At 65.5% G+C, this 23,980-nt stretch carries 26 protein-coding genes and 1 pseudogene; 8 read left to right on the plus strand and 19 right to left on the minus strand.

What is annotated here, in order from left to right; all coding sequences use genetic code 11:
* Positions 1 to 248, plus strand: a pseudogene (locus AC1DYD_RS29845) (IS630 family transposase); the annotation flags it as partial.
* On the opposite strand, the gene AC1DYD_RS29850 reads toward AC1DYD_RS29845, so the two are convergent.
* The 17 genes from AC1DYD_RS29850 to AC1DYD_RS29930 form a co-directional block, all read right to left on the minus strand.
* Positions 245 to 1,366, minus strand: coding sequence for a zeta toxin family protein (locus AC1DYD_RS29850; RefSeq protein WP_478176363.1), 1,122 nt, complete (start codon positions 1,364 to 1,366; stop codon positions 245 to 247). The pseudogene AC1DYD_RS29845 and the gene AC1DYD_RS29850 overlap by 4 nt on opposite strands.
* Positions 1,363 to 1,779 (minus strand): hypothetical protein, encoded by a 417-nt coding sequence (locus AC1DYD_RS29855; protein WP_478176364.1) that lies wholly within the window; start codon positions 1,777 to 1,779, stop codon positions 1,363 to 1,365. The genes AC1DYD_RS29850 and AC1DYD_RS29855 overlap by 4 nt, the downstream gene beginning before the upstream one ends.
* A gap of 154 nt (positions 1,780 to 1,933) precedes the next feature.
* Positions 1,934 to 2,635 carry a TraX family protein gene (locus tag AC1DYD_RS29860; RefSeq protein WP_478176365.1) on the minus strand — a complete coding sequence of 234 codons (702 nt, stop codon included), beginning with the start codon at positions 2,633 to 2,635 and terminating at the stop codon, positions 1,934 to 1,936.
* 32 nt (positions 2,636 to 2,667) lie between these two features.
* Positions 2,668 to 3,246, minus strand: coding sequence for a phospholipase D family nuclease (locus AC1DYD_RS29865; RefSeq protein ID WP_478176366.1), 579 nt, complete (start codon positions 3,244 to 3,246; stop codon positions 2,668 to 2,670).
* A 24-nt stretch (positions 3,247 to 3,270) separates the two neighbouring features.
* Positions 3,271 to 4,446, minus strand: a complete 1,176-nt coding sequence (locus AC1DYD_RS29870) for an LPD7 domain-containing protein (RefSeq protein ID WP_478176367.1) — start codon at positions 4,444 to 4,446, stop codon at positions 3,271 to 3,273.
* 21 nt (positions 4,447 to 4,467) lie between these two features.
* Entirely contained in the window at positions 4,468 to 6,375 is a 1,908-nt protein-coding gene (locus tag AC1DYD_RS29875; RefSeq protein WP_478176368.1) for a type IV secretory system conjugative DNA transfer family protein, read from the minus strand.
* Entirely contained in the window at positions 6,341 to 7,495 is a 1,155-nt protein-coding gene (virB11, locus tag AC1DYD_RS29880) for a P-type DNA transfer ATPase VirB11 (RefSeq protein WP_478176418.1), read from the minus strand. The genes AC1DYD_RS29875 and virB11 overlap by 35 nt, the downstream gene beginning before the upstream one ends.
* A complete protein-coding gene (gene virB10, locus AC1DYD_RS29885) occupies positions 7,443 to 8,828 on the minus strand; it encodes a type IV secretion system protein VirB10 (RefSeq protein WP_478176369.1) in 1,386 nt (461 codons plus the stop codon). The genes virB11 and virB10 overlap by 53 nt, the downstream gene beginning before the upstream one ends.
* Positions 8,825 to 9,610: a TrbG/VirB9 family P-type conjugative transfer protein gene (locus AC1DYD_RS29890; protein ID WP_478176419.1), complete on the minus strand. Its 786-nt coding sequence runs from the start codon at positions 9,608 to 9,610 to the stop codon at positions 8,825 to 8,827. The genes virB10 and AC1DYD_RS29890 overlap by 4 nt, the downstream gene beginning before the upstream one ends.
* Positions 9,611 to 9,651: 41 nt before the next feature.
* Positions 9,652 to 10,374: a VirB8 family type IV secretion system protein gene (locus AC1DYD_RS29895; protein ID WP_478176370.1), complete on the minus strand. Its 723-nt coding sequence runs from the start codon at positions 10,372 to 10,374 to the stop codon at positions 9,652 to 9,654.
* A 155-nt stretch (positions 10,375 to 10,529) separates the two neighbouring features.
* Complete coding sequence (locus tag AC1DYD_RS29900) at positions 10,530 to 11,585, minus strand: TrbL/VirB6 family protein (RefSeq protein WP_478176371.1); 1,056 nt, start codon at positions 11,583 to 11,585, stop codon at positions 10,530 to 10,532.
* Positions 11,586 to 11,868: 283 nt separating this feature from the next.
* Positions 11,869 to 12,603 (minus strand): P-type DNA transfer protein VirB5, encoded by a 735-nt coding sequence (gene virB5, locus AC1DYD_RS29905; RefSeq protein ID WP_478176372.1) that lies wholly within the window; start codon positions 12,601 to 12,603, stop codon positions 11,869 to 11,871.
* The gene (locus AC1DYD_RS29910; protein WP_478176373.1) at positions 12,596 to 15,112 is read right to left on the minus strand and encodes a VirB4 family type IV secretion/conjugal transfer ATPase; all 2,517 of its coding nucleotides are present in this window, start codon (positions 15,110 to 15,112) and stop codon (positions 12,596 to 12,598) included. Before AC1DYD_RS29910 ends, virB5 begins: the two co-directional genes overlap by 8 nt.
* Positions 15,109 to 15,489: a VirB3 family type IV secretion system protein gene (locus tag AC1DYD_RS29915; protein WP_478176374.1), complete on the minus strand. Its 381-nt coding sequence runs from the start codon at positions 15,487 to 15,489 to the stop codon at positions 15,109 to 15,111. Before AC1DYD_RS29915 ends, AC1DYD_RS29910 begins: the two co-directional genes overlap by 4 nt.
* Positions 15,490 to 15,500: 11 nt before the next feature.
* Positions 15,501 to 15,908, minus strand: coding sequence for a TrbC/VirB2 family protein (locus tag AC1DYD_RS29920; RefSeq protein ID WP_478176420.1), 408 nt, complete (start codon positions 15,906 to 15,908; stop codon positions 15,501 to 15,503).
* Positions 15,806 to 16,108 (minus strand): hypothetical protein, encoded by a 303-nt coding sequence (locus tag AC1DYD_RS29925; RefSeq protein ID WP_478176423.1) that lies wholly within the window; start codon positions 16,106 to 16,108, stop codon positions 15,806 to 15,808. Before AC1DYD_RS29925 ends, AC1DYD_RS29920 begins: the two co-directional genes overlap by 103 nt.
* 64 nt (positions 16,109 to 16,172) lie before the next feature.
* Positions 16,173 to 16,745 carry a hypothetical protein gene (locus AC1DYD_RS29930; protein WP_478176375.1) on the minus strand — a complete coding sequence of 191 codons (573 nt, stop codon included), beginning with the start codon at positions 16,743 to 16,745 and terminating at the stop codon, positions 16,173 to 16,175.
* Positions 16,746 to 17,051: 306 nt separating this feature from the next.
* On the opposite strand from AC1DYD_RS29930, the gene AC1DYD_RS29935 reads away from it, so the two are divergent.
* The 4 genes from AC1DYD_RS29935 to AC1DYD_RS29950 are packed head-to-tail and all read left to right on the plus strand — an operon-like array spanning position 17,052 to position 19,406.
* The gene (locus AC1DYD_RS29935; RefSeq protein WP_478176376.1) at positions 17,052 to 17,840 is read left to right on the plus strand and encodes a ParA family protein; all 789 of its coding nucleotides are present in this window, start codon (positions 17,052 to 17,054) and stop codon (positions 17,838 to 17,840) included.
* On the plus strand, positions 17,837 to 18,754 hold the full coding sequence (locus AC1DYD_RS29940; protein WP_478176377.1) for a ParB/RepB/Spo0J family partition protein: 918 nt from the start codon (positions 17,837 to 17,839) through the stop codon (positions 18,752 to 18,754). Before AC1DYD_RS29935 ends, AC1DYD_RS29940 begins: the two co-directional genes overlap by 4 nt.
* Positions 18,755 to 18,757: 3 nt before the next feature.
* A complete protein-coding gene (locus tag AC1DYD_RS29945; RefSeq protein ID WP_478176378.1) occupies positions 18,758 to 19,114 on the plus strand; it encodes a hypothetical protein in 357 nt (118 codons plus the stop codon).
* Complete coding sequence (locus tag AC1DYD_RS29950) at positions 19,101 to 19,406, plus strand: TrfB-related DNA-binding protein (protein ID WP_478176379.1); 306 nt, start codon at positions 19,101 to 19,103, stop codon at positions 19,404 to 19,406. The genes AC1DYD_RS29945 and AC1DYD_RS29950 overlap by 14 nt, the downstream gene beginning before the upstream one ends.
* Before the next feature lie 91 nt (positions 19,407 to 19,497).
* Here AC1DYD_RS29950 and AC1DYD_RS29955 read toward each other — a convergent pair whose 3' ends face one another.
* Together AC1DYD_RS29955 and AC1DYD_RS29960 are read right to left on the minus strand one after the other, a co-directional pair.
* The gene (locus AC1DYD_RS29955; protein ID WP_478176380.1) at positions 19,498 to 20,031 is read right to left on the minus strand and encodes an H-NS family nucleoid-associated regulatory protein; all 534 of its coding nucleotides are present in this window, start codon (positions 20,029 to 20,031) and stop codon (positions 19,498 to 19,500) included.
* Between the two features lie 170 nt (positions 20,032 to 20,201).
* Positions 20,202 to 21,230 carry a tyrosine-type recombinase/integrase gene (locus AC1DYD_RS29960; protein WP_478176381.1) on the minus strand — a complete coding sequence of 343 codons (1,029 nt, stop codon included), beginning with the start codon at positions 21,228 to 21,230 and terminating at the stop codon, positions 20,202 to 20,204.
* Positions 21,231 to 21,369: 139 nt separating this feature from the next.
* Here AC1DYD_RS29960 and AC1DYD_RS29965 point away from each other — a divergent pair, with 139 nt between their 5' ends.
* From AC1DYD_RS29965 to msuE, 3 genes are all read left to right on the plus strand, one after another.
* Positions 21,370 to 21,552: a hypothetical protein gene (locus AC1DYD_RS29965; RefSeq protein ID WP_478176382.1), complete on the plus strand. Its 183-nt coding sequence runs from the start codon at positions 21,370 to 21,372 to the stop codon at positions 21,550 to 21,552.
* Positions 21,549 to 22,691: a PDDEXK nuclease domain-containing protein gene (locus tag AC1DYD_RS29970; protein WP_478176383.1), complete on the plus strand. Its 1,143-nt coding sequence runs from the start codon at positions 21,549 to 21,551 to the stop codon at positions 22,689 to 22,691. Before AC1DYD_RS29965 ends, AC1DYD_RS29970 begins: the two co-directional genes overlap by 4 nt.
* A 622-nt stretch (positions 22,692 to 23,313) precedes the next feature.
* The gene (gene msuE / locus AC1DYD_RS29975; RefSeq protein ID WP_478176384.1) at positions 23,314 to 23,892 is read left to right on the plus strand and encodes an FMN reductase; all 579 of its coding nucleotides are present in this window, start codon (positions 23,314 to 23,316) and stop codon (positions 23,890 to 23,892) included.
* Positions 23,893 to 23,980: the final 88 nt, after the last annotated feature.

Here is a 23,980-nt window from a genome sequence, read left to right on the forward strand (position 1 = left end):
GGCACATGCACTTCGTGCCGACCTACTCAAGCTGGCTCAATCAGGTCGAGCGATTCTTCGCGATCATCACCGACAAGGCCATCCGCCGTGGCTCGTTCAGAAGCGTCAAGGAACTGACGAACAAGATCAACACGTTCGTCAGCCAATACAACGAGACCTGCAAGCCCTTCACCTGGACGGCGACAGCCGATTCAATTCTCGAAAAGCTCACCCGCCTGTGCGGTCGAATTAACGGGACAGGACACTAGCGCGTAGGGGGGTTGGTCGGCTTCTCTTTCGCCGCGATCCGCGCCATGTCGCCGCGTTCAATGCGCTGGGCAATGTTCTCGCGGGCGTGAAGCACCAGACGCGTCGCCTCGTAGTCCTGGTATTTTTCAGACTCGAGCATCGCCAGGCCCAGCGATTGCACGGCCCGTGCATGGTGGGGAAATTCCTTCATGAACTCGTTGCGCTCCATGGCCCGGAAGGCGGCACCCTCGCGCGCCCATTGCAGCATCTGGGCCGCCGCAGGAACTGCTTCRCATCGCGCCACTGCCTCATCGCGCCATCGCAGCACCTCGCTCGCCACGTCGCGAGGCACTTCGGGGTCCTGGACCAGGCGCCGCACCAAGGTCTCCCACCGCATGGCGGTCTGCACGAGTTCCCTCGGCGCCGGCGTGCGATCGCGCTCTGCGTCCAGCGTCGCCTGGGCACGCGTGGTGCGAAGCCATTCGCCTTGCGCCAATCGGTTCTCGTAGAACTGGGCGCCCCGGGGATCGATGATGCGCAGGCCATCCACGGCCCGGCGATCCTCCAGATGCCCCATCACATGGCGGACGTTGGCGAGCGCCGCGTCGTGCGCCGCGGCTGAAATGAAAGGCGTCGGCAAGCCGCGGGATCGCCACCGGTCGTAGCGCGCCATCAACGCGATGCGACTCAGGTCGGGATGGGTGCTGACGAACACGGCCTGCACCGCGTACGCGTCTTTGCGCAACGCGGCCGCGAGCCTCGGAATCGACCTCGCGTCCTCCAGCTCGTCCTCGATGACCATGTGCAAGCGCTGCGCTCTCGCGTCCTCGACGGCACGACCCAGCCAATGCACGATGTCGGGCTGGATGGCAGGGAAATCGACGGCGCTGTCTGCACGGCTGGCCGGGTGGTAGGCCGTCAGACGCTCGATCGAGAGATGGATGGCCGGGCCTGCGGTCTTGAGCAACGCGCGCCGCAGCAGGGCTGCGGCCACCGGCACGCCGGCCCCAGGTTGCCCGGCGACGAGCATCGCGACCGGCTGGGGGGACGCGGCGATGCCCGCCAACAGGTCGGGCCGGACCCTTTGTTCGTAGAGACGGTCGCGCTCGGATGCGGAAAGGCGGTCGGTTCGCGTCATTCGGCGGCCCCCGAAGCGGTGGGATGCGCAGGAGGACCGTACCTCGCCAGAATCTGTGCGACCTCCGTGGCGCTCATCGGGTCGAAATCGGCGAGCAGCTTGCAGGCGGCGTCGCGTTCGTCGCGTATTCGGTCGAGTCGGCGGACGTCGGGAGCCGACAGGGCCAGACCTTCGTCGAGCGACGTCGTCAGATCGGCGATCGTCCGGTGCAGCAAGGCCAACGCCAACTCGGCGTCCAGCGAGGCATTCAGCGGGTCCCAGTAGCGCGCTTCGTAGTCCTCCACGGGCGGATTTGCCGCAGATCGAGAGGGGGCGTCCTGGTCCTGGTCGATCGAGAAGCTGCGCAGGCGGACCGCCTTGGTCAGCATCATGCGCATCACGTCCGGCAATTCCATGCCGAGCTCGGCCGCCATCCGATACGCTTCTTTCGCGATCGCGCGGTCGATTCGGAATCGGATGATTGGGCTTTCCATGGCGACGCGAGTTATAGCAGGCCGCGGAGGCGTACCCCGGGGGGTCTCGGCGCACTTTCGGCCCGGCGTGGGCCGGACCGACGGGCAGCGAGGCTCAGGCCAGCTGCTTAACGAGCCAGATGACGCTCAGGTGGGCGGGGTAGAAGGCATAGAAGACCCACCGGTAGCGCCCCACGGGAAGGGCCACCTGCGCGGCCGCCCAGATGAGCGGCAGGCAGGCGAGCGCCGCGAGGTTGCGGTTCACCACCCCCAGCGATGCGATCGCGGCCGCCCAAAGAGCAAGCCGCAACGCCGTCGGCCGCCGGCAGAAGGCCCAGGCGCCGAGGCAGCTCAGCAATCCGAACCACCAGAACTCGACCACCGCCCCCGCAAGGATGAACAAGCCGATTGCCAACGCCGTCCGGGCCCGGCCCCCGCCCTCGAGCAGCCCGACGAGGGTGGTTGCCGCGAGTAGAGTCCAGAGAATGTTCAGCGGCCACCCGCCGACCAGTGCCACGTAGGCAGGCGTGGCCACTGCGCCGAAGGCGAGCAGCCGCCACATCACTCTGCGGTGCACCCCCGCCGCCCAGGCGCCAGGGCGCGCGAGGTTGTACATCAGCACGAAGCCGAACAAGGGCATGACCATCCGGCCGAGGTCAAACAGGAAGACGAGGCGCTGGTCCCACAGATACTTGTTGACGTGGTCGAGCACCATCAGGATGAGCGCGAGCCACTTCAGGCCTTCCAGACTGCCGTCGGCGACCACAAAGCGTGCCTTGTGGGGGTGCGCGCGGGTCGATGTGCTGCGGGTCAGCATGATCGGACCGCCACGCGCATGCCAGGTTCAGTTCAGTAGGCCGGGGGCAGGTCCGTGCCCTCGTGCCAGAGACGCTGCCATTCGGTCGTGTACTGCGCCGCGATAGCGGGCGCGTTCCGAATCACCAGCACGTTCTCGGCGTTGCGCGTGGCGGCCGAGGCGGTGTAGTTGAAGCTTCCGGTCTGCACGGTGGCGCCATCGACCACCATGAACTTGTTGTGCTGGAGTGCGTAGCGCGCATTGAGGCGGACGGGCACACGCTCGTTGGCCAGAAACCGCGCGGCCGAATATTCCTTGGTCGCCTCGCCAGCGTCCACGATGACGACCACCTTCACGCCCGCGCGCGCGGCGTCGCGCAGTGCGACAGCGACCGGTCGGCTCGTGAAGGCGTAGGCAGCCACGAAGATCGACGATCGCGCGCCCCTGATCGTGTCGAGCACCAGGGGGAGCGCCTGTCCCGGTGTGAATGCTGCGAAGGCCTCGATCTGCAGGGATGGCGTCCGCTCCGCCGATGCCAGCGGCAGGCCGCTGCCGATCGCAAGGGCCGCTGCCAGAGCGAGCAGCCGGCTGGCGACATGTCGGCGGCGCGAAGGTGACAAGTGGTCGGTCATGGTCATCCACAGGGTTGCGTCGCTTCATTCGCGCGTGGGCTCGGGTTCGTCCCTGCGGGGGGGCGTGCGGCCGCGCGCGTGAACCGGGGCATGCAGCGTGCGCGGTGGCGGCATGCCAATGCGTTCGCCTCGCTCCACGGCGTCGGCGATGCTGTGACGGATCGCCTCGACCACCCTTTGCTGATCGTCGGGGCGCTGCGTCAGCCGGCGCGCAAACTGCCGCGCCAGTCTCAGGCCCAGCATGGCACCCGCGAGGTCCGGGTACTGGGCCAGCACGGCGCTCGTGGCCATCTGGCCCTGGCGCACGACCTCGGCCTTTCGGCCGAGGGCTCTGACGTAGTCCGTCTTCTCGACGGTCCAGCCCATGCGCTGCGCGACCTTCCTTGTCTCACCGACCAACTCTCCGGCCTCATTGCGCCGCGCGACCCGGACCGTCACGGATCGGCCGCCCTGCTGCCGCAGGCTCACCTGGTCGCCGACCTTTGCACCCGAGCGGGATTCGGCCAAGGCGCGTTCGAGGTCCGCGCCCCAGAACGTGCGTTCGCCGGCCGGGGTCCGCACGCGCGCGTAGTACGACATGCGCTCACTCGGATCGAAGTGGTAAGGCGCCGCTGCGTGGGCGAGCAGCTCGCCGGTGACCGGCGGGCGAAGCCAGTCGGGCGCCGAGCGGATCTCGCGCGCTTGCAGTCCGGAAGGGGACCGTTCGGTCGCGGTCGGGCCGCGTTCGTTGATTCGTTCCCCGCCTCGTTCTGCGCCGTCTGTCCCTGGCGGCCTGCGGTCCCGGGCCCGCTGCAACTGCTGGCTTTCGAGATCCGTCGGCGCGTAGCCCCGCACCTCGATGCCCAGCAAGCTCGCTTCGTGCCACACCGCGCGCCGGAACGCCTCGGTGCCCTTCAGCTGAACCACCTGCCAGCCTCGCGCCTGCATGATCGCCACCACGCTATGGATCACCTCGAGGTTGTGCGTGCGCACCTTGAGCTGCGTGCCCTGGTCGACGAAGGCCAGCGTGCGATCGGGAAAGAAATAGCGGTCGTCGATGCGCAGGAAGCGCCGGACCACGGCGTCCGGCACGACGCGGTTCGATGCGGCGCCGGGCCGCGGGGGCTGCTCGTCCACCATGCCAGCCCCGCCGTCCGGATCGCCGACGACGTGGTGGCTGGAGTTTGCCGGAGGGGTGGGATCAGTCGGATCGTGGGCCATGGGGGTCTCCTGCGGCCGTCGTCAGTCGAGCAGCTTCGAGATGAAGCTGTCGGCTGCGGCCTTGATCTCGGCGTCGGTCATCGGTCCCTTCGGGATCTCGACATCGTCGAAATCCAGGGAGAAATCCTCGAGGTCCAGGTCTTCGAGGCGTGTCGGATCGACTTGCATGTCGGGAACCTCCTTGGCAGCGACGTGGGCGCCTGGGTGGGCAGGGCGAGGGGGGCGGGGGCCTGGCGCCATCCGCAGTCGCGTGACGCTCGCGATGTCGAGCAGGGGCACTTCGGGCGGCGGGCGTTCCCGCTTGGCGAAGAAGCGGTCGCGAAAATAGTAGACGCGGTGCGCGAGCACGGGGCGAAGGCCCTCGTAGAAGAGGATCATCCGGTTCGTCCCCAGCTCCTTGACCTCCTGCGGCAGCAGGAGTCGCCGCGGCTGCTCGCTGATGCTCACGGTCGGCGACTTGCCGGCGCCGCCCCACATGGGGCGGCTGATGTTCTTCTGCCGGACCGTGCAGGTGCCAAGTTCGCGCGACACCGCCTCAGCATCGTCGAACTCCTTCGGCGGGAACACGATCCGCGCGGCCAGCATCTTGCGGATCGATTTCGCCCCTTCGATCCCATACTTCTCGATCAGCTGCGAGTTGGACTGCACGATGATCACGGTGCGCACGTTGTAGCCCGGCAGGAAGGCGGTGGACTCGGCGATCACCGGAATGCGCCCGAGCGCCGGGAACTCGTCCAGCATGAGCAGCAGCTGGAGTTTGAGCGCCGGGTTGTTTTCCGGGAGCTCGCGCGTCTGCAGGCCGATCGCCTGCTGGAAGAAGAGGTTCAGGAGTGGCTGCAGTCGCGCGATGTTGTCCGGGTTGATCTGGACGTAGATCGAGATCGGGCGCTTGCGCAGTTCGCGCAGGTCGAAGTCATTGGCAGACGTCGCCGCGTCGATCATCGGGTTGAGCCAGAGGTCGAGCCGGCTCGTGAAGGTCTTGCGGATGCTCGAAGCCGTCGTCGGCGCCAGGTCGATGACGTCGTACAAGCTTTGCACCGTTTCCTGGGAAAGCGGGTAGCCGGCACGTTCGCAGGCATCGATCACGCGCTTCCAGTGCTTCTGGAAGCCTTCGTCGTCGCTCGCCATGCCCTGGCGCAAAACCTCCCCCAGGGTGCGGGTCGCGCCCTCGGTCTCGAACAGGTAGAGCGCGATCCCGAGAAACAGCGAGCGTGCGGAGGAGGTCCAGAACGGGTCGCCTGCGTGCGGGTCCGGAAAGAGCATCGTGCCGATGCGCTGCAGGTCGTCGATGCAGCGGTAGGGTACGGTGGAGACGTAGCCCAATGGATTCCAGCGCGCGGATCGTTCGCGCTCTGACAGCGGATCGAACAGGTGCACCTCCTGGCCGTGCGCTGCGCGGTAGCCGGCCGTGCGCATGAAGTTCTCGCCCTTGATGTCACTGACGATCGTGGAACCCGGCCAGTTCAGGAGGTTGGGGATCACCAGGCCGACGCCCTTGCCGCTGCGCGGTGGCGCCTCGAGCTCGACACCCTGCTGGCCCGGCAACACCAGGTAGCGGTTGCCGAGGCGCCCGAGGATGATGCCGTGCTCGCCGAGCAGTCCGGCTCTCCCGATCTCCCGCTTCGTCGCGAACCGTGCGTCGCCATGCAGGGGTCGGCGGCGCGGCAGCATCGCGAAGCCGACCACACCGAACGCAAGCCCCTGGCCCCCGGCGAGCGCCATGATCAGCGCGCGCCGAATGTCGGGCCGTTCGCCGTAGCCCTGCCAGTAGTGCCAGGCGGTCAGCGGCGTGGCTTGATGGGGCGGCAGCTTCACGGCCATCAGGAAGAAGTAGCCGGCCAAGTGCAGGCCGACCACCGCCGCGCACAGCAGCGCGACCGTCACTTTCAACGGGCTACGCAAGGCCTCTGAGCTTGGTTCCAGGGTCATGCCAGATCTCCGTCACCATGCGCCGCTGGCGGTCGCGCGCGCACTGCACCACCACATCGATGCTCAGCTGCGCCAGTTCGACCCCCTCGCGGGTGCTCATGCCCTGGCCCGCCTCGCTGCGCTTCATGAGCTGCGCGAGCGCCACGAAGGCCATCTGGGCGTTGTCCGCATGCACGCTCGTGATCGAGCCCGGGTGGCCGGTGTTGACGGACACCAGGTAGTCGTACACCTCATCGCCGGTGCGCAGTTCCGAAACGAAGATGCGGTCGGGGCGCTGCCGCTTGGCGCTCGCGAGGAGTTGCCCCGGGGTGATGGCCGCCTGCCCCTGGGCACCCTGCGAATAGAACAGCCGGACGTGATTCGGCTGATTGCGCAGCGACAGCTCCTTGACGTCCTCGATTGTGACCAGGCGCTCCTCGGGCGACACCTCAAGGATCAGCGCCTTGCTCAGTGTCGTCTTGCCGGATCCGGTGGCACCGGACAGCAGGATGTTCCTGCGCAGCTGCACGGCGCGGCGCAGGAAACGGACGATCTGGCGCTCACCCAGTCGTTGCATGAGTTCGTGATCATCCGGCGAGAGGCCCGTGCCAGTTGCCATGGGACAACGGGCAACCGGGACGCTTCGAGTCGACTCGAACATGCCCAGCCCGTCGAGCTCCTCCAGGCTCCAAAGCACGTTCGACGGGCGTCGGATCGTGATCGAAACGGTGCGGTCTTCGGTTGCTGGCGGCAGCACGATCTGGATGCGCTCGCCGCCGGGGAGAGTGGCCGACAGCAGCGGCTCGCTCGCCGAAATGCGCTGACGCGTGAAATTGGCCACCAGCTTGGCGATCGACATGCACCAATCGAAGGTCGCGAAGGGCAGCGGCTCGCGGGTCCATCCGGTCTGGCGCTCGACGAAGGCGCTGCCGGGTTGGTTGATGCAGATCTCGGTGACGTCCGCATTGTCGAGGAGGGCGCCCAACGGTCCGAGGAAGAGTGCCAGTGACGACGGCTCGTCGTGGACAGGCTCACCCTGGCCCGCACGCCCCGAGAAAGCGGGGGTGGCGATCTCGGGAAGGACCGTGTCAGGGGCGGTCTGGATCGCTGCGGAGTGCATAGACGGCCCTGAAATCGACATCGCGCGCAACCAGGATCTGAATGCGCTCGCCCTGGTTCTTGATCACGGTCGGCGGAATCGACATGGTGTTGCGAAGCACCTCGGCGATCACGTCGCGGCTGCCCTGCGGGCCGAGCACCACGCCGCCGCCACTGCCGACGTTGGTGCCGCTCTGCTGATTGGCGACGATCGCCTGGATGGTGCCGTCGATCACGGACAAGAGGATCGCGGCGCCGAAGCGCTGCCAGAAGTGGGTATCGACAAAGCCGGGCAGGCCGTTGCGTCCGAGCTCGTCCGTGCCTGGAGACGCAAGCTGAACGACGACGCCCGTGGGCGTGCGCGCCTCGTTCCACACCACGAAGACACGGCCCTGTCCCTGACGCGGCTCGCCGCGCTGCTCGCCGACGAACTTCGTTCCGCGCTCCAGCAGCACCACCTTGCCGTCGGCGCCATAGATGTCGCTGGCGCCGATGCAGGTCGTCATGCCTTCGTAGGTGGAATCGATCGCGGTCTCGAGCGTGCAATCGATGAACGCGCCCTTGGGGAGCAGCATGCGGCGGGTCGGCAGCAACTGCGCGGTCACGGCCGGTGTCGGGGTCGGCTTCAGCATCGCCGCCAGGGTTCCGCCGCCTCCAGATGGAGAGGTTGTCGGCGCCTGGAGGGAACCGAGCAGCTGGGCCATTCCCGGGGCCATGCCCGGTGCCGTGGCCATTGGCGAGATTCCCGGCATCTGCGGCGCAGCGGCGAAGGCTCCAGGGGCGGACGTGTTGGCCGCTCCAGCTGCGGAGGTCGTCTGCGCGCGGCGAAGGACCGGGACGCCGAGCTGACGCTCGAGCGCCAGCTGTTCGGGGGTCTTGGACGGCGGGCCGCCACCGCTCGAGGTCACGGACGGAGGCGGAGGTGGCAACGCCGACGACGGCGTGCTGATCTCCGTCGCCGTGCGGGCGATCGGCGGATCGATACGGCCGAGCGGCGGCACCTTCATTTCGCCGGCCGCGCGAGTTGCGGCTGCCTTTCGGGTGGATTCCTCTGCGTCCTTGGTGCGGGAATACTGGGTGTTGTAGTACCAGAACAGGAAGCCGGCCCCGAGAAGGACGATGGTGCCCAGCGCAAGGCTGCTGCTCACGCGCGACTGGATCGAGCGCTCACGGTTCACTGAAGGGATGGCGCGCTCGCCCTGCACCGTTTGGGGCTGCGCATTCCCGGGCGACGATTCTTCGAGCTCCTCGTGCTCGCCGTGGCCGGACAGGATCTCGCCTGTCTCCCGGTCGACGGTCGGTGGCTCGTCTTGCGGCTGGCGACCCCTGTTGCCGAGGTCATCCGGCTTGCGGTGGAGGCGATCCTTCCAGCTCATTGCGCAGCTCCTGTCGTGGTGCGCGTTACGCCAGGCACGGTGGTGTTCGAGCGGCTGCGCGCTCCGCCGCCGGCAAACGACTGGTTCACCACGCAACCGACCAGCTTGCCGCGCCGGAGCACGAAGCGTCGAGCGACCCGGTGGATCACGACCTCGTCGTCCTCGATGTTGAAATTGAGCAGAGATTCGGAGCCGTCGTCGTTCTGGACGAACATGGCGGGGAACTCGGACCGCGTCTGGAAGCGAAGCCGGGTCTGCACGCCGTCGTCGTAGGCACTCATCGGCTTCAGGGTGTTGCTGCCGCAGAACCAGTAGTCGCTGTTGCGCGGGCGCTCGGCGACTGCATTTTTCATGCGAGCCTCTGTCAAGAGCCGCTCGCGCTCGGCGGCCGCGGCCCGGGCGTCGTCTTCTGGATAGGTGAAGCGAATGGAATAGACCATGCGACGTGCCGCCTTGCCTGTGGGTGCGGTCGCCGAGACGACATAGTCGAAGTGGTAGGCACGGCGATTGGTGAGAATCGTCAGGTTCGTCGTCGCATGGGCCTCCTTCGGCTTGATGAAGAAATGATTGCGCTCGGCGCCAACGTCAAAGGCGCCGTTGTCGCCGGACCCGAGGTTCACGAACTCCTCTCCCTCGGCCCACTGCATGTGGATCTGGAAGCCCACGTAGCCTTGCAACTCGACCACGTCATCCGGGTTGTAGGCAACGACGCGAATTCGCGCATCGACGGTACCCGCCGGTGGCACCGTGCCAGCCTCGGCGTTTGGCGAAAGGACGGTCATCGCCGCCAAGGCGCCGACGAAGAGGGTCGTCAGGGCCCGGCTCATCGCGTGTCTCCCTTGCCGCCAGCAAGCACGCCCGTCGGCACCTCCGGCTCGCGCCGGTACTCCACGACGCGAAAGCCCAGCGGATTGAGTGACCGGATCTTGTCGTCCTTGGAGGGCTGCGTGTAGGCGAACTCGATGGTCGATACCCAGTGGCTGGCCTGCTCTTCCCCCGTGGCTCCCGGGCGGGTGAAGCGACTGAAGCGGACCTGGGCGAGCTTGTCCCGGCCGCTCTCGAGCTTGAGGAAGGTCACCGAGCGGATCTGCGTGCGAACGGTCGTTCCGTCCTTGAAGAGATTGAGGGGTGAGAGCGGGTTGTTGGTGTTCCAGAGCGCGGCCCATTCCTGGTTCAGGCGCGGGGAGTTCTGTGCAGCGACCAGTTCGTAATCGGCTTCGGCCGTTCCGTAGAAGTACCGCTCGCGGGCGATCACATGGTTCGACAGAAGGTTGCGGGTCACGACTTGCTCGATGTCCGTGGTGCCCTCGTAGGTTGGAACCACATCGACGATGCCGCTGCTGCTGTCGACGCGAATGACGACGGGGACCGGCTGCTTCAGGGGCATGAGACCGGCAACCGCGGCGACGGCCAGCAATGCGATGGCGGAGGCAATGGCCGCGACGGTCCACGCCAGCTTCGAGGATCGAGCAGCGCGACGTGCGCGATCGATCTCCCAGCTCTGGGCCTCTTGCAGGTATCGCTCAAGGGTTGGCGCGCGATTCATGAATCGCTCCTCGCAGGGATGCATCGGCCTGGGCGTTGATCGGGCTCAAGTCTCCTTCACACTCGGGCGGCAACGGGGGCCGTGTTCCGCATGCCGAGAGCAGCGCGATGATCGAGAGAATCAGAGGGACCAGCCTCATCTTGTCCTCCACTTCTCTAGCGCAGGGTGTTCGGATTCGGCATCACCTGCTCCCGAGGCACTACCGTGCCGCCACGCCTGGAACCGCCGATCCGATCCCATGTGTTGGAGACGCCTGCGCCGACGCGATTGCCGGCCAACCGGCGCAGTGAGTCCCATTTACTGCCAGGGTCGCGGCGCAGTCCGTCGAGTACGCCGCGGCCGAACTCGTAGGTGGAGCGACGGGCGCCGCCCATGCCCCATCGCATCAGGGTGCTCACGGCATTGAATGAACTCAGCGAGATGCCGCTGGCCAATCCGGAAGCAATCGCCATTACCTGACGCATCACGAGAAACACCAGTGCGGAGGCAATACACACACGCGCACTCTCCGCGATGGTGATGCCTCCCCCCAGCGCCGATGCATTGGAGGCGTAGGAGCGCAGCACGCTGAGCAACAGTGCTGCGGCCATTGTGGCCAAAAGCGCTATCAAGGCGTAGTTTGCTAGTTGCGCAACCCAGGCCTCAAAGAAGCGTTTGGTCGCGTCGAAGAACAAGAGCACGATGAAGATCGGTCCCAACGCCAGGATCAAGGAAAGCGCGACCTTTGAAAGCGCGAGTAAAAAGGCAGTTACCACCACAGTCAGGCCGACCATGAAGTACACAACGAAACCAGCGATGTAGAAGGCGAAATTGCTGTTGAGCAGGCTGCCCTTGCTGAGAAGCTGTTCGGCGGTCAGATTCCCGTCGATCCAGATCTGATCGACAACGGATATGGTTGTTGGCGATCCAAGTACCGCCGCGGCCAGCTGATCGGGCCCTCGCGTAAAGGTGTCCACGACGAGTTCGTTGTAGCTCCACAGCCGCAGCCCTAAGCCGAGGACGACTGCGACTAAGAGGATGCGCTTCGTCCCTTCCCAGATCGGTTCCTGGATGCGGCCGGTCAGGCACAAGAAGCCCCACATCATGACGTAGACAGTGCCTAGCGTCACCGCAGCAGGCTCGATTGCTGCGGCCACTTTGACCGTGTTCGTGCTCACATATGCGGCAAGCTGACCATTCAACCAGGCGAAGAACTGCTCGAAGAATCCCATATCGCCTCCGCCCAGCTACCTCGACGGCGTCGGGGCAATCGGTACTGGTTTCAGTTGCTTGACGCTTCCGATACCTTCGAGGGTCTTTCGCTTGATCTCCTCTTCATCCCGGGACGGCGAGGTGGTCGCAGAAGAGGGTTGTACGGGAAGTGACGGTTCAGTGATCTGCACTGACGTGACTTGGCGTGAGTAGAAGTAGGCGCCCCCGGCAGCTATCGCCAATACAGCGATAGTTGTGTAGATCCAAGTTGTCTTTTGCATGCGTTGCTCCTCGATGCAGACCTCAGTAAGTCACCGTCGAAATTGATCGAATAGTCCCGACATCTGATATCGCCCGTTCTCTGATCCGTTGCTGTTGTGCCAGCTCCTCGCTCCGAGCCATCTCGTACAACCCCTGCAATTTCGTTTGCTCATTCGTCAACATGCTCTGCTCCGCTTGTATTCGCGCCTGCAGATCCTGGATCGCCTTGGGATCTCTCGCGGTCCCTATCCGATCGACCAGCTGTTGCAACGCGGAGAAGCGCTGGCTGGTGTTCTGGTAGGCCCCCTGGCTCATGGCGCCGAACATGGCGGAGGCTTGGCGGCCTTGTTCGACGACCTGCCGCATCTCCGGACTGAGCGCGCTCATCTGCGAGCTCGAGAGGATGCTGTTGGCACGCATGATTGACTGGATCTGTCCCGACAGGCCCGCGTACCCGCCCGAGGTCGCGTTGACCGTGTTCATCAGTTCGCCGTAGCTGGACGGCAGGTAGTTTCGAGCGATGTCAGCGGTGGGTAGCAGCTGCTCCATGCCACGCGCACCGGTCATGGCGCTGTAGGTCTGCTGGAGCTGAGCGTTGGATTGAGTCAACTGCTCGTACTGGCGCTGCATGCCCGAAAGTTGCTGTTGCCAGGCGCCGAGCTGCTGGATCAGGTTGGCAACGGCGGCCATGTCGATGACCGGGATACCGGCCCTGGCCTGCCAAGGCATCGCGGCCGCGGCGACCGCGAGGATGAAGCCAATGAGTTGTCTACGCATGGTGGTGCTCCTTCGCTGTGGATGCGATCTGGCTGTGGGTGGGGTCGCGGGAGAGCGCGGCTCGAAACTGTGGCAGCCATTGCGCTGGCTCCGGACCGTGCTGCTCGATGACCTCGCGCATCAGGCGCACATTGGCCGTGCGTCCGGAGATGACTTGCAAGGCGTCGTCGAAGCCCTGGAGGTCCAGCTGGGCGACCACGCTGACATGGTTCTGCTTGATCAGAAACTGCCGGGAGCCTGGCTCGAGTTCCTGCTTGATCAAGGCGAATTCCCGGTCCGTGAGATTGAAGCCCTGGGTGTATTCCGCGTACTCCGCCTCGGGGTTCGGGAACAGGATCTTGGTCGGGGTCTGCTCCACGATGGCGCGGGCGATCGAGGAGCCCAGGACGTGACTGGTGCTCTGCGTGAAGGTGGCGATGTTGGCGTTCTTCTTGCGCCAGGTCTCGAGGCCGTTTTTCGCGAACCTGGCAAAGGCAGGGTCGTTCAGCAGCTTGGCGAATTCGTCCATCCAGCAGACCAGGGGGCGGCCGTCGACCATGCGGTTCACCAGATGGAAGAGATACATCGTGAGCGGGGCCCGGACGATGTCGTGATCGAGGAAATCCGTGACGTCGAAACCCACGAGTGCGTGCTGGTCGAGCACCGGCGCGATGTCGTCGATCGGGTTGTCGAAGACCCACGCATAGTCGCCGTGCTCGGCTGCGCACCAGGGCCGCATGCGGGCATGCACGCCCTCGGGGTCCGTCACGTCGAGGAACGCCGCCAGGCGCGACAGCCGGCGATAGGGCATGTCCAGGCGCAAGGTGCCTCGAAGCGCCTGGTCGAGGTCCTCCTCCTGCCGCACGGTGAGCGTGTCGGCCGGGCTGCGCAGGACCAGCCGGCGCAGCCATTGCCGCATGAATTCCAGGTTGTCGGCCACCCCGTCGTCGAGCTGCAGGGGGTTGCAGCCGGTCGGGACGCCGTTCTTGAGCGGCAGGTAGCGGCCGCCTAGCGCCCGAATCAGGATGTGAAGCCCCTCGTCCTTGTCGAAAATCACCTGCGTGGCGTCGAGCCGGTTGCAGATGGCGACCATGCAGAAGCCGAGCAGGGTAGTCTTGCCGGTCCCCACGGGCCCGACGCCCGTCACATGCCCCACGTCGCGGCGACTGCCGCCATCGGCTCGGCGGGGATCGCTCGCATGCAAGGAGAAGTAGAACGGCGAGCCCGCGCGGGTCACGAACATGGCGAGCGCGTCGCCCCAGTAATTGCCGGTCGCCCGTCCGGTCGGGAAATTGTGGAACGGCGACATGCCTGCGAAGTTGCGACTCGTGATCGGTGCCTTGCGCGTCCGGTAAGCGAAGTTGCCGGGCAACTGCGCCCAGAACGCGGCCTCGAGCGCGAGGTCTTCTCGGGCCACGACCATCCCGGTATCCCCGAGGAGGTAGCGCGCCCGAGCGACGTTGTCGTTGAGTTGCTTGAGGCGAGGCAAGCCGTGGGGATCGCCCGTGCCGTCGACGACATCGGCCAGCACGTGAAGCGTGAAGTGGTGGTCGCCCACGACGAATCGGTTGCTCATGAGGTCGTCGAGCGCATCCTTCAGCTCCTCGGCCTGCGAAACCGCCATGTCGCCGGCAGCGGCCATCCGGTGGTGTTGGCGGCTCATCATGTCGGTGGCCGTCCCCTTGCCGAGGAAAGTGAAGCTCTGGGTGAGCACGAACGGGAACGGAGCGGTCAGCAGCGAGCTGAACATGCCCGGCGCGCTGGGGGTCGGGTACTCCTTGATCCCCACGAAGGCGCCAACCCGGGTCTGGGTGCCGGTCCGGTACTCCATCGCCTCGTTGCCGAAGAAAGGCCGGCTCGTGGCCAGGACCTCGTTGAGCGGTGCCCGCGGCAAGGGCATGCGCTGCCATTCCCCGTTGATCAGGAGGCCGTGGAACTCCATGAGGCTCGAGAAGAGCACGTCGCTGCCGGCGCGGCGGTAGACGCCCAAGGCCTCGGGGTCGTAGCGCTCCAGTGCCGCAAGCAGCTCCTGGCGCTTCTTGGCGCATTCGTCCAGCGAGTCACGCATCTCCGCGCGCGCGCCGTCCGGATCGGCCTTCTTGAGGAGGCGCAGCGCGGCGTTGCCGATGCGCGTCGGCTGGGGACGGAAGACGAGCGAGAGGTAGAGCTCGTTGACCATCAGGCGCTCCGCCGCCATCTGGTGCCGATAGCGCTCCTCGACCTCGCGCGCGAAGCCGGGGACGGTGCGACCTCGCGGCCAGGCGCCGTCGCGACGCCGGATGACATGGGTCCAGAGCGCCAGGTTGGGCGAGGCGATGTTGCGCCAGAGCACGTTCAGGCGTTCGTGCCAGTTGTTGATGTCCTCGTCGTCCGCGCTCTCGAAACTGGTGCCGGCCAGGCGCAAGGTCTGGACGTAGTCGCCGGCGCGCGTGCGGGCCACGTGCGCGTCGACATGGGCGACCAAGGGGATCATGCCGGCGGCACCCGCTTCGCGGCGCAGGAGGCGGTCTTTCTGCAGGCCCAGCGTCATGACGGCCTCCCGGGAAGGATGACGCGCGCAGGAGGCTGACGCCGGCGTCCGCGCGCATCCGGCAGGTCCAGCGTCAGGGGGCTGTAGGAGTTGGCACGCCAGTGCCGCAGGTTGCCGGCGAGCAGCGCCGGCAAGCGCGTGCGGCCCCAGAGCTGCAGCAGGTCGAAGAATCGGGGCTCGTAGAGGCAGACCAGGTAGAGCACGCCATGGATCGGGAGGAAGGCCAGCAGCCAGGCCAGGTTCTTCGTCACGATGAAGGACTCCGTCGTGATCACGACATTGACCATCATCGCGGAGTAGGTGACGCCCCAGACCATCGACGGGCGCGTCATGCCGACAAAGAGGGTGTCGGCCACGATGCCCTGGTTGCGGTCCATGGCCATTTGCCTCAGACGCCGAACATCCCGCGGATCCACGAGACGATCTGCGGCCCGCCGAACACCAGCACCGTGCCCAGCACGACGCCGACCATCCACCACCAGCTGATGCGGCCGAACCAGGCCATCACGCCGGACACCATCACCGCCACCGCGGCCAACGGCGTCAGAATCGCGACCAACTGGGTCTGCGTGGCGTTGGCCCCGGTGGCGAACGGGCTGCCGGCGGCCGCGACCTCGGGCATCAGTGCTGCGAGCGCAGCCCACAGCAGAAGCCCCGCCGAGAGTCGGGTTCGCGGCTGGGTGACTTTCCGGTTCAGACCAGGAGTTCGAGCCGGACCAGCGTGCTGCCGATCTCCAGGGTCTTCAGGTGGGTGACCAACGTGTTCAGGTTGCGGTAGGTGCGCGGTCCGCGCGATCCCATCACCGTCGAACGGCCGGGGCGCCAGGAGATGCGCGCCTGCAGGTGGTAGCGCCCCGGGTCCCCTTCCACGACGATGAGTTCGTTGACCGCCCGCCGGTGCAGGAAGTCGACCAGCTCGAGCGCGGTCAGCTCGTTGCGCGCGGGCGGCGTCTGAAGCTGCGTGTTCCCCGGCGTGTCGCGACGCATCGTTGCCATGGCTTTCCTTGTTTTCTCGGGATGGCGCAGGATTGTGATCGAGACGGCAGCGGGGCATGGTGCTCTACTCCAGGCGGCGGGTGGTGGCGTGGCGCGTGGCGTCGGCGCCCGATGGGGTGGCGAGGGACACGGGCTTGGCGCTGGCGGGCGTGGCCCGGCCGTAGACGTCCCACCAGCGAGCGGCAGGCGGGGCGTGCTTGACGGTCGCCGGCTTGGCTTCCGCGGCGGGGAGCATGGCGGCGTTCGATGCCGCCGGGCCGGACAGCCCGGCATGGGACTGTGCAGACCCGATCTCTCGCTTGAGCGCCTCGATGTCCTGGAGCAGGCGGGCGCGTTGAGCTTGCACTTCGTCGGCCCCGACGGTGTCGCTGGCCGCCAGGCGCTCGGCCCGGCGCTTGGCCAGCGCCTCGACCGCTTGCTCTGATTGACGCAGTTCCTCGCGCAGAATGCGCAGGCGTTCGTCGTCGCGTGCCGCTTGCTCCACCGCTGTCACGGCGGGACGCGTATCGGGAATGACTGGCTCCGCGGGTGCCGGCCCGGCGCCGAGCAGAAGCAGGAGCGCGAGGCAGCCCACTGCCGAAGGCCCTGCCCAGCCTTTCAACACCGCACCCATGCGTTGACGAGACCCTGCTTCCATGGGCGCACTTCACCACAACGCAAAATTCACGGTCAAGACAGATTGAGAATTTATTTTGCTATGGTTAGCTATAGCACATATGGACGAGCGATTTGTTTGGGACTACGCTGCGGTCACTGGCAGTCAGTGATCGAGGACCGCTCGGAGAATTTGCGCGAGACGGCGCGGCGAGCGAGGCGATGTGTTGATCGTAGGCCCTCGAGATGCGTCACTCAACGGGCCGCGTGCTGCGGCGCAGCAAGAGCGGCAACAGGAGGTTTCGCAGATGTCGGTCGAAGGTTCTCAAATGCCGTGAAGGAGCCGCAAATGCATGTGGTGGTCCTGACGAATCAGAAAGGCGGCGTCGGCAAGTCGACGTTGAGTGTCCTGCTGGCGCAGTGGCTCGCCGAGCGACACCGACTGCGCGTGGGCGTGATCGATCTCGATACGCAGGCCAACGCCTCGAAGTCGCTGGCGCGGTTCGGCAGCGGGCGCGTGGCGGCCGAACTCTTCGAATCGCACGGGATCCGGTCGTTGGAGGCGACGGCAGCATCCCTCACGCTCTTCGCGGGCACGAAGCGGCTCGCGGACCTCGAGCTCGCCAAGCCAGAAGTCGTCCTTCCCGCCTTCCGTCGGCAGGTCGCCGCGCTCAGTGGAGACTTCGACTTCGTCGTGATCGACACGCCACCATCGCTCGGCCTGCGCATGAGCGCCGCGCTGATCGCGGCGACGCACGTGGCGTGTCCCATCGAGCTCGAGGAATACAGCATCGACGGTGTCACCGACATGCTCAAGACGATCTTCGGCGTGCAGCGGCGCTACAACCCCGGACTGCGCCTGGCCGGGCTCATCGCCAACCGCTTCAACCCGCACTCGGTGCGCCAGAAGGCTGCGTTGCACGACCTGGTCGCGCACTACAGCGAGTTCGTGGTCCCGGCCAAGATCTCCACGCGCTCGGCGATCCCCGAGGCGATCGCCGCGGGGGTGCCGCTGTGGCGCCTGGCCAAGAGTTCGGCGCGCGATGCGGCGGCCGAGGTCTCGGTGGTGTTCGACCTTCTCAAGCAGCGCTTCGACGGGGTCGATGCGCCGCTGGCAGTGCAGGAGTGCCGAGGATGAGCAGCGTCGATTCCCTCGACCTCAGCGCCTTGGCCCAGTTCAAGGCCACTTCGTTGCTGGCGGAGGTCGATGTCTCCCCCAACGCAGTTGCAGGCAAGCCCCTGCAACTCGAGGTTCTGCGGATCGACTTCGATGCCGCCCAGCCGCGGCGCACGATCAGCGAGATCTCGATCGCGGAACTGGCCCAGTCGATCCGCCTGCACGGCGTGCTGGAGCCGATCTCTGTGCGGTCTCATGCCGAGATTCCGGGTCGCTTTGTCGTCAATCGCGGCGAGCGGCGGCTGCGCGCCTGCCGCATGGCGGGCCTGGACCGTGTTCCGGCCTTCCTGGACGAACGCCAAGACGCCTACGCGCAGGCGGCGGAGAACCTGCATCGCGAGGACATGTCGCCCTTCGATCTGGCGCGCTTCATCGCCGAACGCGAGAGGGAAGGGCAGGCGAGGGCGGAGATCGCCCGGCGCCTCGGCAAGCCGCGCTCCTTCATCACCGAGGCCGCCGCCTTGATCGATGCGCCGGCACCGGTGCGTGAGGCCTTCGACCAGGGACGACTCGGCGCCGACCTGCGGGTGCTGTATCGGCTCGCGGGCGCCATGAGGGAACGCCCGGTCGAGACCTCCGCGGTGCTGGCGGGCGCGGGCCCGATCAGCCGGGCCAACGTGGATGCGCTGCTCTCGGAAGTCGGCGCTCCTCGGACCGACGCCGCCGGACACGCAGGCGGGGATCCGTCGGCGCGTTCGGCACGCGTCGTCAGTGCAGGTCGGACCGTGCTGGTGGTGGAGCACGGCGGGCGGCGAGGCTCGTTGCGCCTGAAGGCCCACGACAAGGATGTGGGCGAGGTGCGCTTCGGGGATGGCAGCCGCACGCTTGTGCGACTCGCAGAGTTGCGGCCCTTGTGCTGGGCCACCGAGGAGTAGCCCATGAATCACGCCGTGAACGAGACCGAGGCAGCTCACCGCGCCCCCAAGTCCCGGGATGCGACGTCACCGCTCGTGCTGAGGCTCCTGGCCGGTCTGTGTGTCGTCACGCTGCAGGTCGCTCGCATCGCCTGCTGTGCCTTGCTCGTGCTGATCGAACCGGTGCTGCGTGCGACGCTGGTGCCGATCGCGTTTCTCGGATTCCTCGTGACGCTGGTGTTCGGATTCCTGATCGGCGATCCGCGGTTCCCGCGCTGGGGCATGCTGGCTTTCTCGGTGGGGACGCTGATGCTCTATTGGTTATTCTTGGGTTTGATGGGCCTTTTCATGACCTTGCCTGCGGACCATGACTGTCGTTGACGCCCCGCTGCTGGAGCGCGTGGCGCGCGAGCGCCGTTTCGACGCCCGCACGCTGGAGATCGCGCGGCGGCTGTTCATCGAAAATGAAACCCCGAAAAAGCTCGCCACCGAATACGGGGTCATTCACCAGCGCGTCTACGCCATTCGCAAGCTGGTGCAGGAAGCCGTCGAGAGCTACCGGCTGCCCGAAGGCTGGTCCGAGGTGACCCTGCGCGGGCCCGCCGATCTGGTGCGCGCGACAGCCACCCAGTTCGAGGCAAAGAAGCGCGCTCGCCTGCAGTCGACACAGTAGGGGCGCAGGGCCAGCACTGGCAATGGACCGCGGCGAGTTTTCCGAACGCGGTCGGGAGCCGGGACGCGGCGTTCTCGGCGGTGCTGCGGTCTCAGGCTTGCTTCGCGAAATCCTGCAAGGTCTTGCCGCTGTCGAGCGCCGCCTTCAACCACCCGGGCTTCGGGCCGCGGCCGGTCCACGAATTTCCCGCGTCGTCGCTGTAGTTGATCTTCGAGGGCGCGCGCTTGGTTTTCTTGGCGGGCGCCTTGGCTGCCGGCGTTGCAGCTTCCATTTGACCCATCGCAGAAGCCAACTTCGACTTGGTGCTCGAGCCTGCCCGGAACTCGTCGATGGAGCGACCTGCGGCGAGTGCGTCGCGCAACCAGCGGGGACGTGGACCGCGGCCCGACCAGTTGTTGCCTGCACCATCGCTGAACTGCGCCGATGCCTTGGCCGGGCGCTTGCCTGCGGACTTGGAAGATCCTGCCCCGGGGCCGAGCCCAAGGTGCGCAGCCGTCAGGCCGTAGTGCGCGATCGCGACCTTGATGCGCTCGATGACGCCCTTGACTTCAGTGTTGCGCAGGGCATCCGCCTGCTTTTGCAGCTGTTCGATCTGCTTCTGGATCTGCTTGTAGGTTTGTGCCATTGCTTGCTTTCTCTTCATTGAGGTTGAAAGTACTGCGACTCCCTTGGGGCGTGATTCTGCCAGTCCTGATGCGAAAGATGATGAATTGGCATGAAGCCTGTTCTTCGTCTTCGGGATATTCGCGACTTCGCAACTGGTGCTGAAAGCCTTCGCAAGTTGGAGACGTGCACTCAGACCACGTCCAACGGGCCGATCACGACGTTCTTGTAGCGATCCATGACGGCCACTTCAACGCCTAACCAGCGCGCTACTTCTTCAGGTGCGGTTCCACGTCGAAGTTGCCGCATCGCAAAGGTGTGTCGGAGCTTGAAGGTTCCGCCTTCGTTGCCATCGAGACCTGCCTCCGCGAGCAACTGCCTGGTGGCCGAGTAGTGGGATTGCTTGCTCCAGGGCTTGCCCGTCCCCGTTGACGGAAACAGCATGTCGCCCGGAATCTCTCGTTCCGAGCGAACCAGGAGCCAGTGCTGCAGGAGCTCGCCGGCCCAAGGGGCGATCGGCGTCTCGCGCGCCGGCGCATCTCCAATGGCGGGTATCGAGATCTTCCACGGCCGATCCCGCACGCGGCCGCCGCGTGAGATTGGCGAATTCAGCGTGAGGGCGCGGACCTCGGCGGGTGTCAGGCCGCCACCCAGGTGCAGTGCGACTGCCACGCGATTGCGTAACTCCTGCCAGGTGAACGCCGCGTGGGCATCGCGCCGTGCGCCGCTGGCACCGGGGCGAGGGCGCGCGTTGGACAGGAACGCAATCAGGTGCTTCGCCTCGGCGACGGACAGAAATTCCGGCAACGGGTCGCCGCTGGCTGCCTCGGAATAACGCACGTGCGGGTTCTCGGCGAGCCAATCCGAAGCCGCTGTATTCGGGTTGTCGTTGGACTGCGCTGCGTGGTGGCGCAGCACCCGGTCGATCAGGCGCAAGAGCCGAAGGGCGTGGCGGGGGGTGAGGGACAGGTCCGGGCTTTTCATACCGAAGCGAGCTGCCTGGAAAGCCTGCAGATCCCGCGCGTCGAGTGACTTCAGCGTGACGGCTGGCGACTGGCCCAGACACCAGCCCATGAACCCGCGCCACATCTCGCGGTACACCTCGATCGATCCCGGCTGCCGCAGAGCGCCGGCCGCGCGCTGGTCGGCGAGCCACTGCTCGAAGGCATCGTGCAGACCCCGATGTGCTGGGACTTCGTCAAAAAGGGAGAGGGAGGGCATTCTTTAAATATACTAACGGACCGAGCGATTGATTTCAAGGCGTGGCTGAAGAACAATTGTGTTGCTTGGGGAAGCGTAGGATTCAGACAGTTTCTGACGCGCGCCGTTAGTACATTGTTTAATTCGCCGCGGATGTCTGTTGCTGCTGGTCGATGGGGCGGGCGAGTCAGGTTGTCGAGGCGCGAATCGCGCAACAGCTCACTCGCCGCGTTATATGCTGACGCAGATGAAACTGCCGCACATCCTGGAAGCTCCGCCAAACTTCGACCGTAGCGCGCCGCTGGATCGACAGGTCGAAACCTTGATGAAGAAGCTGCCATGACGGCTATGACGCCCAACCCGGCTGAGTACGAAAACGTCCACGCCGACATCGTTGCGCTGCTGGAGGCTGCCCGAGCCGCCGCCGCGCGTACCGTCAACGCGCTGATGACCGCCACCTACTGGGAGGTCGGCCGACGCATCGTCGAATTTGAGCAAGGTGGACAGGAGCGTGCCGCCTACGGCGAAGCCCTGATCGAACGCCTGTCCGCCGACCTGTCAGCTCGATTTGGCCGTGGATTCAGTCGGCAAAACCTGTGGCAGATGCGCCTCTTCTACACGGCTTGGTCAGCAAACCAGATTCCCCAGACATTGTCTGGAGAATCGGTCGGTCGCGCAAAACTCCCGACGGTGTCTGGGACATCTCCCGACCTTCCTGCTCTCGCTCGAACTTTTCCGCTCCCCTGGTCGGCCTACGTGCGCCTTCTGTCGGTCAAGAGCCCGCTGGCCCGTGCCTTTTACGAAACCGAGGCGCTACGCGGCGGCTGGTCCGTGCGGCAACTCGATCGCCAGATCAATAGCCAGTTCTACGAGCGCACCGCGCTATCCAACAACAAGTCGGCAATGCTGGTGAAAGGCGAAGCGCCCCGGCCTGGCGATGCCATCACGCCCGAGCAGGCAATCAAGGACCCGTTCGTGCTCGAGTTCCTGAACCTCAAGGACGAGTATTCCGAGTCCGAACTCGAAGAGGGCTTGATCCAGCATCTGGCCGACTTCCTTTTGGAGCTGGGCGACGACTTCGCATTCGTCGGCCGGCAACGACGGCTACGCATTGACGACAGTTGGTTCCGCGTTGACCTCTTGTTCTTCCATCGCCGACTCAGGTGCCTACTGATCATCGACCTCAAGGTCGGTAAGTTCAGCTATACCGACGCTGGGCAAATGCACCTGTACCTCAACTACGCCCGGGAGCATTGGACGAGGCCTGGCGAGAATCCACCAGTGGGCCTGATCCTTTGTGCGGAGAAGGGCGCTGCTGAAGCGCACTATGCGCTTGAGGGTTTGCCCAACAAGATTCTGGCGGCCGAGTACCAGACCATACTGCCAGATGAAAAGCTACTGGCTGAGGAATTAGATAGGACGCGGCGTGAGCTGCAGGCTCGGCGGATCGGAAAGGGGCCAGGGCAAAAAGGCAGTGAATGAGAGCCTGCTTCGACGACTACTCGAAATGTTGCCTCTTTGCCTCAAGGCGCCAACTGGATCCACGTCTGCTGTCGGTCTGATGCCTGTCTGTCTGTCTGTCTGTCTGTCTGTCTGTCGACCAAAGCTTTGGACAATTATGTAAAACGCCGTTGGTTAGGCTGGCGCTGCCACAAGAGGAGGGCAGACCATTCCATCATAGCGAACGTCGAGCCCCAGTCCGGCCTTTGGTCAAGGCGCTGCGTCGCTGCATGCGCCATTGCTGGGGAACTTCAGTTTCAACTTCATGAAACCCGGCGTCAAACCGCCGACTCGATACGCCAAATAGCGAAACGCAATGAGCTCAGGGCGAAGTTGTCGGCTGGATCCCCGAGGTTGGTGGGCCCGACGCTTTGGTCGGGTTTCGCCTTGCGCATCGATTGACTCCGAAATTCGCATATCGATAGCTGAAATGGTTCTAGGTCGCCTGCACCGGAGGGCACTCGGCGGCCGCACAGTCATGTGTCCAGCAACTTTGCGCTGCGCGCGGCAGCCCCGCCGACCTCACCGTTGCCGTCGCACACGAGGCCCGCTCGTTGTCCCATGCTGACGGTCAACAGGAAAAACATTTCAACCAATGCTCAATATGGCCAAGAAACTCAAGATCGTCGCCGTCTCCGGCGGCCTGCAACGCCCGTCCCGCACCCTCGTGCTGGTCGAACAACTGCTCGAGGGATTGACGGACGCATTGCCCGTCGAAACGCGGGTCATCGAACTCGGAGAGATCGTCCCGAAGTTCGGCAACGTGCTCCAACGTCACGACCTGCCGCCCGAGGTCGAGTCGATCCTGCGCGACATCGAGACGGCCGACCTCCTGTTGGTCGCAAGCCCGATCTATCGGGGCTCGTACACCGGTCTCTTCAAGCACCTGTTCGACTTCGTGCACCAGGACTCGCTGGTTGACGTGCCTGTGCTGCTCGCAGCGACGGGAGGCAGTGACCGGCATGCGCTGGCGATCGATCACCAACTCCGGCCATTGTTCAGCTTCTTCCAGGCCCACACGCTGCCCATCGGCGTCTATGCGAGCGACAGGGAGTTCGCGAACTACCGCGTGAACAGTGACGCGCTGCGCGCCCGGATTGCGCTGGCCGTCGAGCGCGCGGTGCCTGTGTTGGGGCAACGCGGGCAGCTTTCATTGGCGGTGCCGACGCTCGCACTGGCCTGACCGGTGGGTCCTCGGGCGGTCGGTGGCCAGGTCGTGTCAGTCGAGCCGCTGGCCACCGGCGGAAGCCCTCGGCCCGGATCGATCTGGC

It is taken from the genome of Variovorax sp. P4_B11, assembly GCF_056402355.1.

What these genes read in the sequence shown, in the direction of transcription:
- AC1DYD_RS29855 (WP_478176364.1), bottom strand. Translation starts at nt 1,779, where the DNA reads ATGGCGGCCGAGCTCGGCATGGAATTGCCGGACGTGATGCGCATGATG.
- AC1DYD_RS29860 (WP_478176365.1), bottom strand. Translation starts at nt 2,635, where the DNA reads ATGCTGACCCGCAGCACATCGACCCGCGCGCACCCCCACAAGGCACGC.
- AC1DYD_RS29865 (WP_478176366.1), bottom strand. Translation starts at nt 3,246, where the DNA reads ATGACCGACCACTTGTCACCTTCGCGCCGCCGACATGTCGCCAGCCGG.
- AC1DYD_RS29870 (WP_478176367.1), bottom strand. Translation starts at nt 4,446, where the DNA reads ATGGCCCACGATCCGACTGATCCCACCCCTCCGGCAAACTCCAGCCAC.
- AC1DYD_RS29875 (WP_478176368.1), bottom strand. Translation starts at nt 6,375, where the DNA reads ATGACCCTGGAACCAAGCTCAGAGGCCTTGCGTAGCCCGTTGAAAGTG.
- virB11 (WP_478176418.1), bottom strand. Translation starts at nt 7,495, where the DNA reads ATGTCGATTTCAGGGCCGTCTATGCACTCCGCAGCGATCCAGACCGCC.
- virB10 (WP_478176369.1), bottom strand. Translation starts at nt 8,828, where the DNA reads ATGAGCTGGAAGGATCGCCTCCACCGCAAGCCGGATGACCTCGGCAAC.
- AC1DYD_RS29890 (WP_478176419.1), bottom strand. Translation starts at nt 9,610, where the DNA reads ATGACCGTCCTTTCGCCAAACGCCGAGGCTGGCACGGTGCCACCGGCG.
- AC1DYD_RS29895 (WP_478176370.1), bottom strand. Translation starts at nt 10,374, where the DNA reads ATGAATCGCGCGCCAACCCTTGAGCGATACCTGCAAGAGGCCCAGAGC.
- AC1DYD_RS29900 (WP_478176371.1), bottom strand. Translation starts at nt 11,585, where the DNA reads ATGGGATTCTTCGAGCAGTTCTTCGCCTGGTTGAATGGTCAGCTTGCC.
- virB5 (WP_478176372.1), bottom strand. Translation starts at nt 12,603, where the DNA reads ATGCGTAGACAACTCATTGGCTTCATCCTCGCGGTCGCCGCGGCCGCG.
- AC1DYD_RS29910 (WP_478176373.1), bottom strand. Translation starts at nt 15,112, where the DNA reads ATGACGCTGGGCCTGCAGAAAGACCGCCTCCTGCGCCGCGAAGCGGGT.
- AC1DYD_RS29915 (WP_478176374.1), bottom strand. Translation starts at nt 15,489, where the DNA reads ATGGACCGCAACCAGGGCATCGTGGCCGACACCCTCTTTGTCGGCATG.
- AC1DYD_RS29925 (WP_478176423.1), bottom strand. Translation starts at nt 16,108, where the DNA reads ATGGCAACGATGCGTCGCGACACGCCGGGGAACACGCAGCTTCAGACG.
- AC1DYD_RS29930 (WP_478176375.1), bottom strand. Translation starts at nt 16,745, where the DNA reads ATGGAAGCAGGGTCTCGTCAACGCATGGGTGCGGTGTTGAAAGGCTGG.
- AC1DYD_RS29935 (WP_478176376.1), top strand. Translation starts at nt 17,052, where the DNA reads ATGCATGTGGTGGTCCTGACGAATCAGAAAGGCGGCGTCGGCAAGTCG.
- AC1DYD_RS29940 (WP_478176377.1), top strand. Translation starts at nt 17,837, where the DNA reads ATGAGCAGCGTCGATTCCCTCGACCTCAGCGCCTTGGCCCAGTTCAAG.
- AC1DYD_RS29945 (WP_478176378.1), top strand. Translation starts at nt 18,758, where the DNA reads ATGAATCACGCCGTGAACGAGACCGAGGCAGCTCACCGCGCCCCCAAG.
- AC1DYD_RS29950 (WP_478176379.1), top strand. Translation starts at nt 19,101, where the DNA reads ATGACTGTCGTTGACGCCCCGCTGCTGGAGCGCGTGGCGCGCGAGCGC.
- AC1DYD_RS29955 (WP_478176380.1), bottom strand. Translation starts at nt 20,031, where the DNA reads ATGGCACAAACCTACAAGCAGATCCAGAAGCAGATCGAACAGCTGCAA.
- AC1DYD_RS29960 (WP_478176381.1), bottom strand. Translation starts at nt 21,230, where the DNA reads ATGCCCTCCCTCTCCCTTTTTGACGAAGTCCCAGCACATCGGGGTCTG.
- AC1DYD_RS29970 (WP_478176383.1), top strand. Translation starts at nt 21,549, where the DNA reads ATGACGGCTATGACGCCCAACCCGGCTGAGTACGAAAACGTCCACGCC.
- msuE (WP_478176384.1), top strand. Translation starts at nt 23,314, where the DNA reads ATGGCCAAGAAACTCAAGATCGTCGCCGTCTCCGGCGGCCTGCAACGC.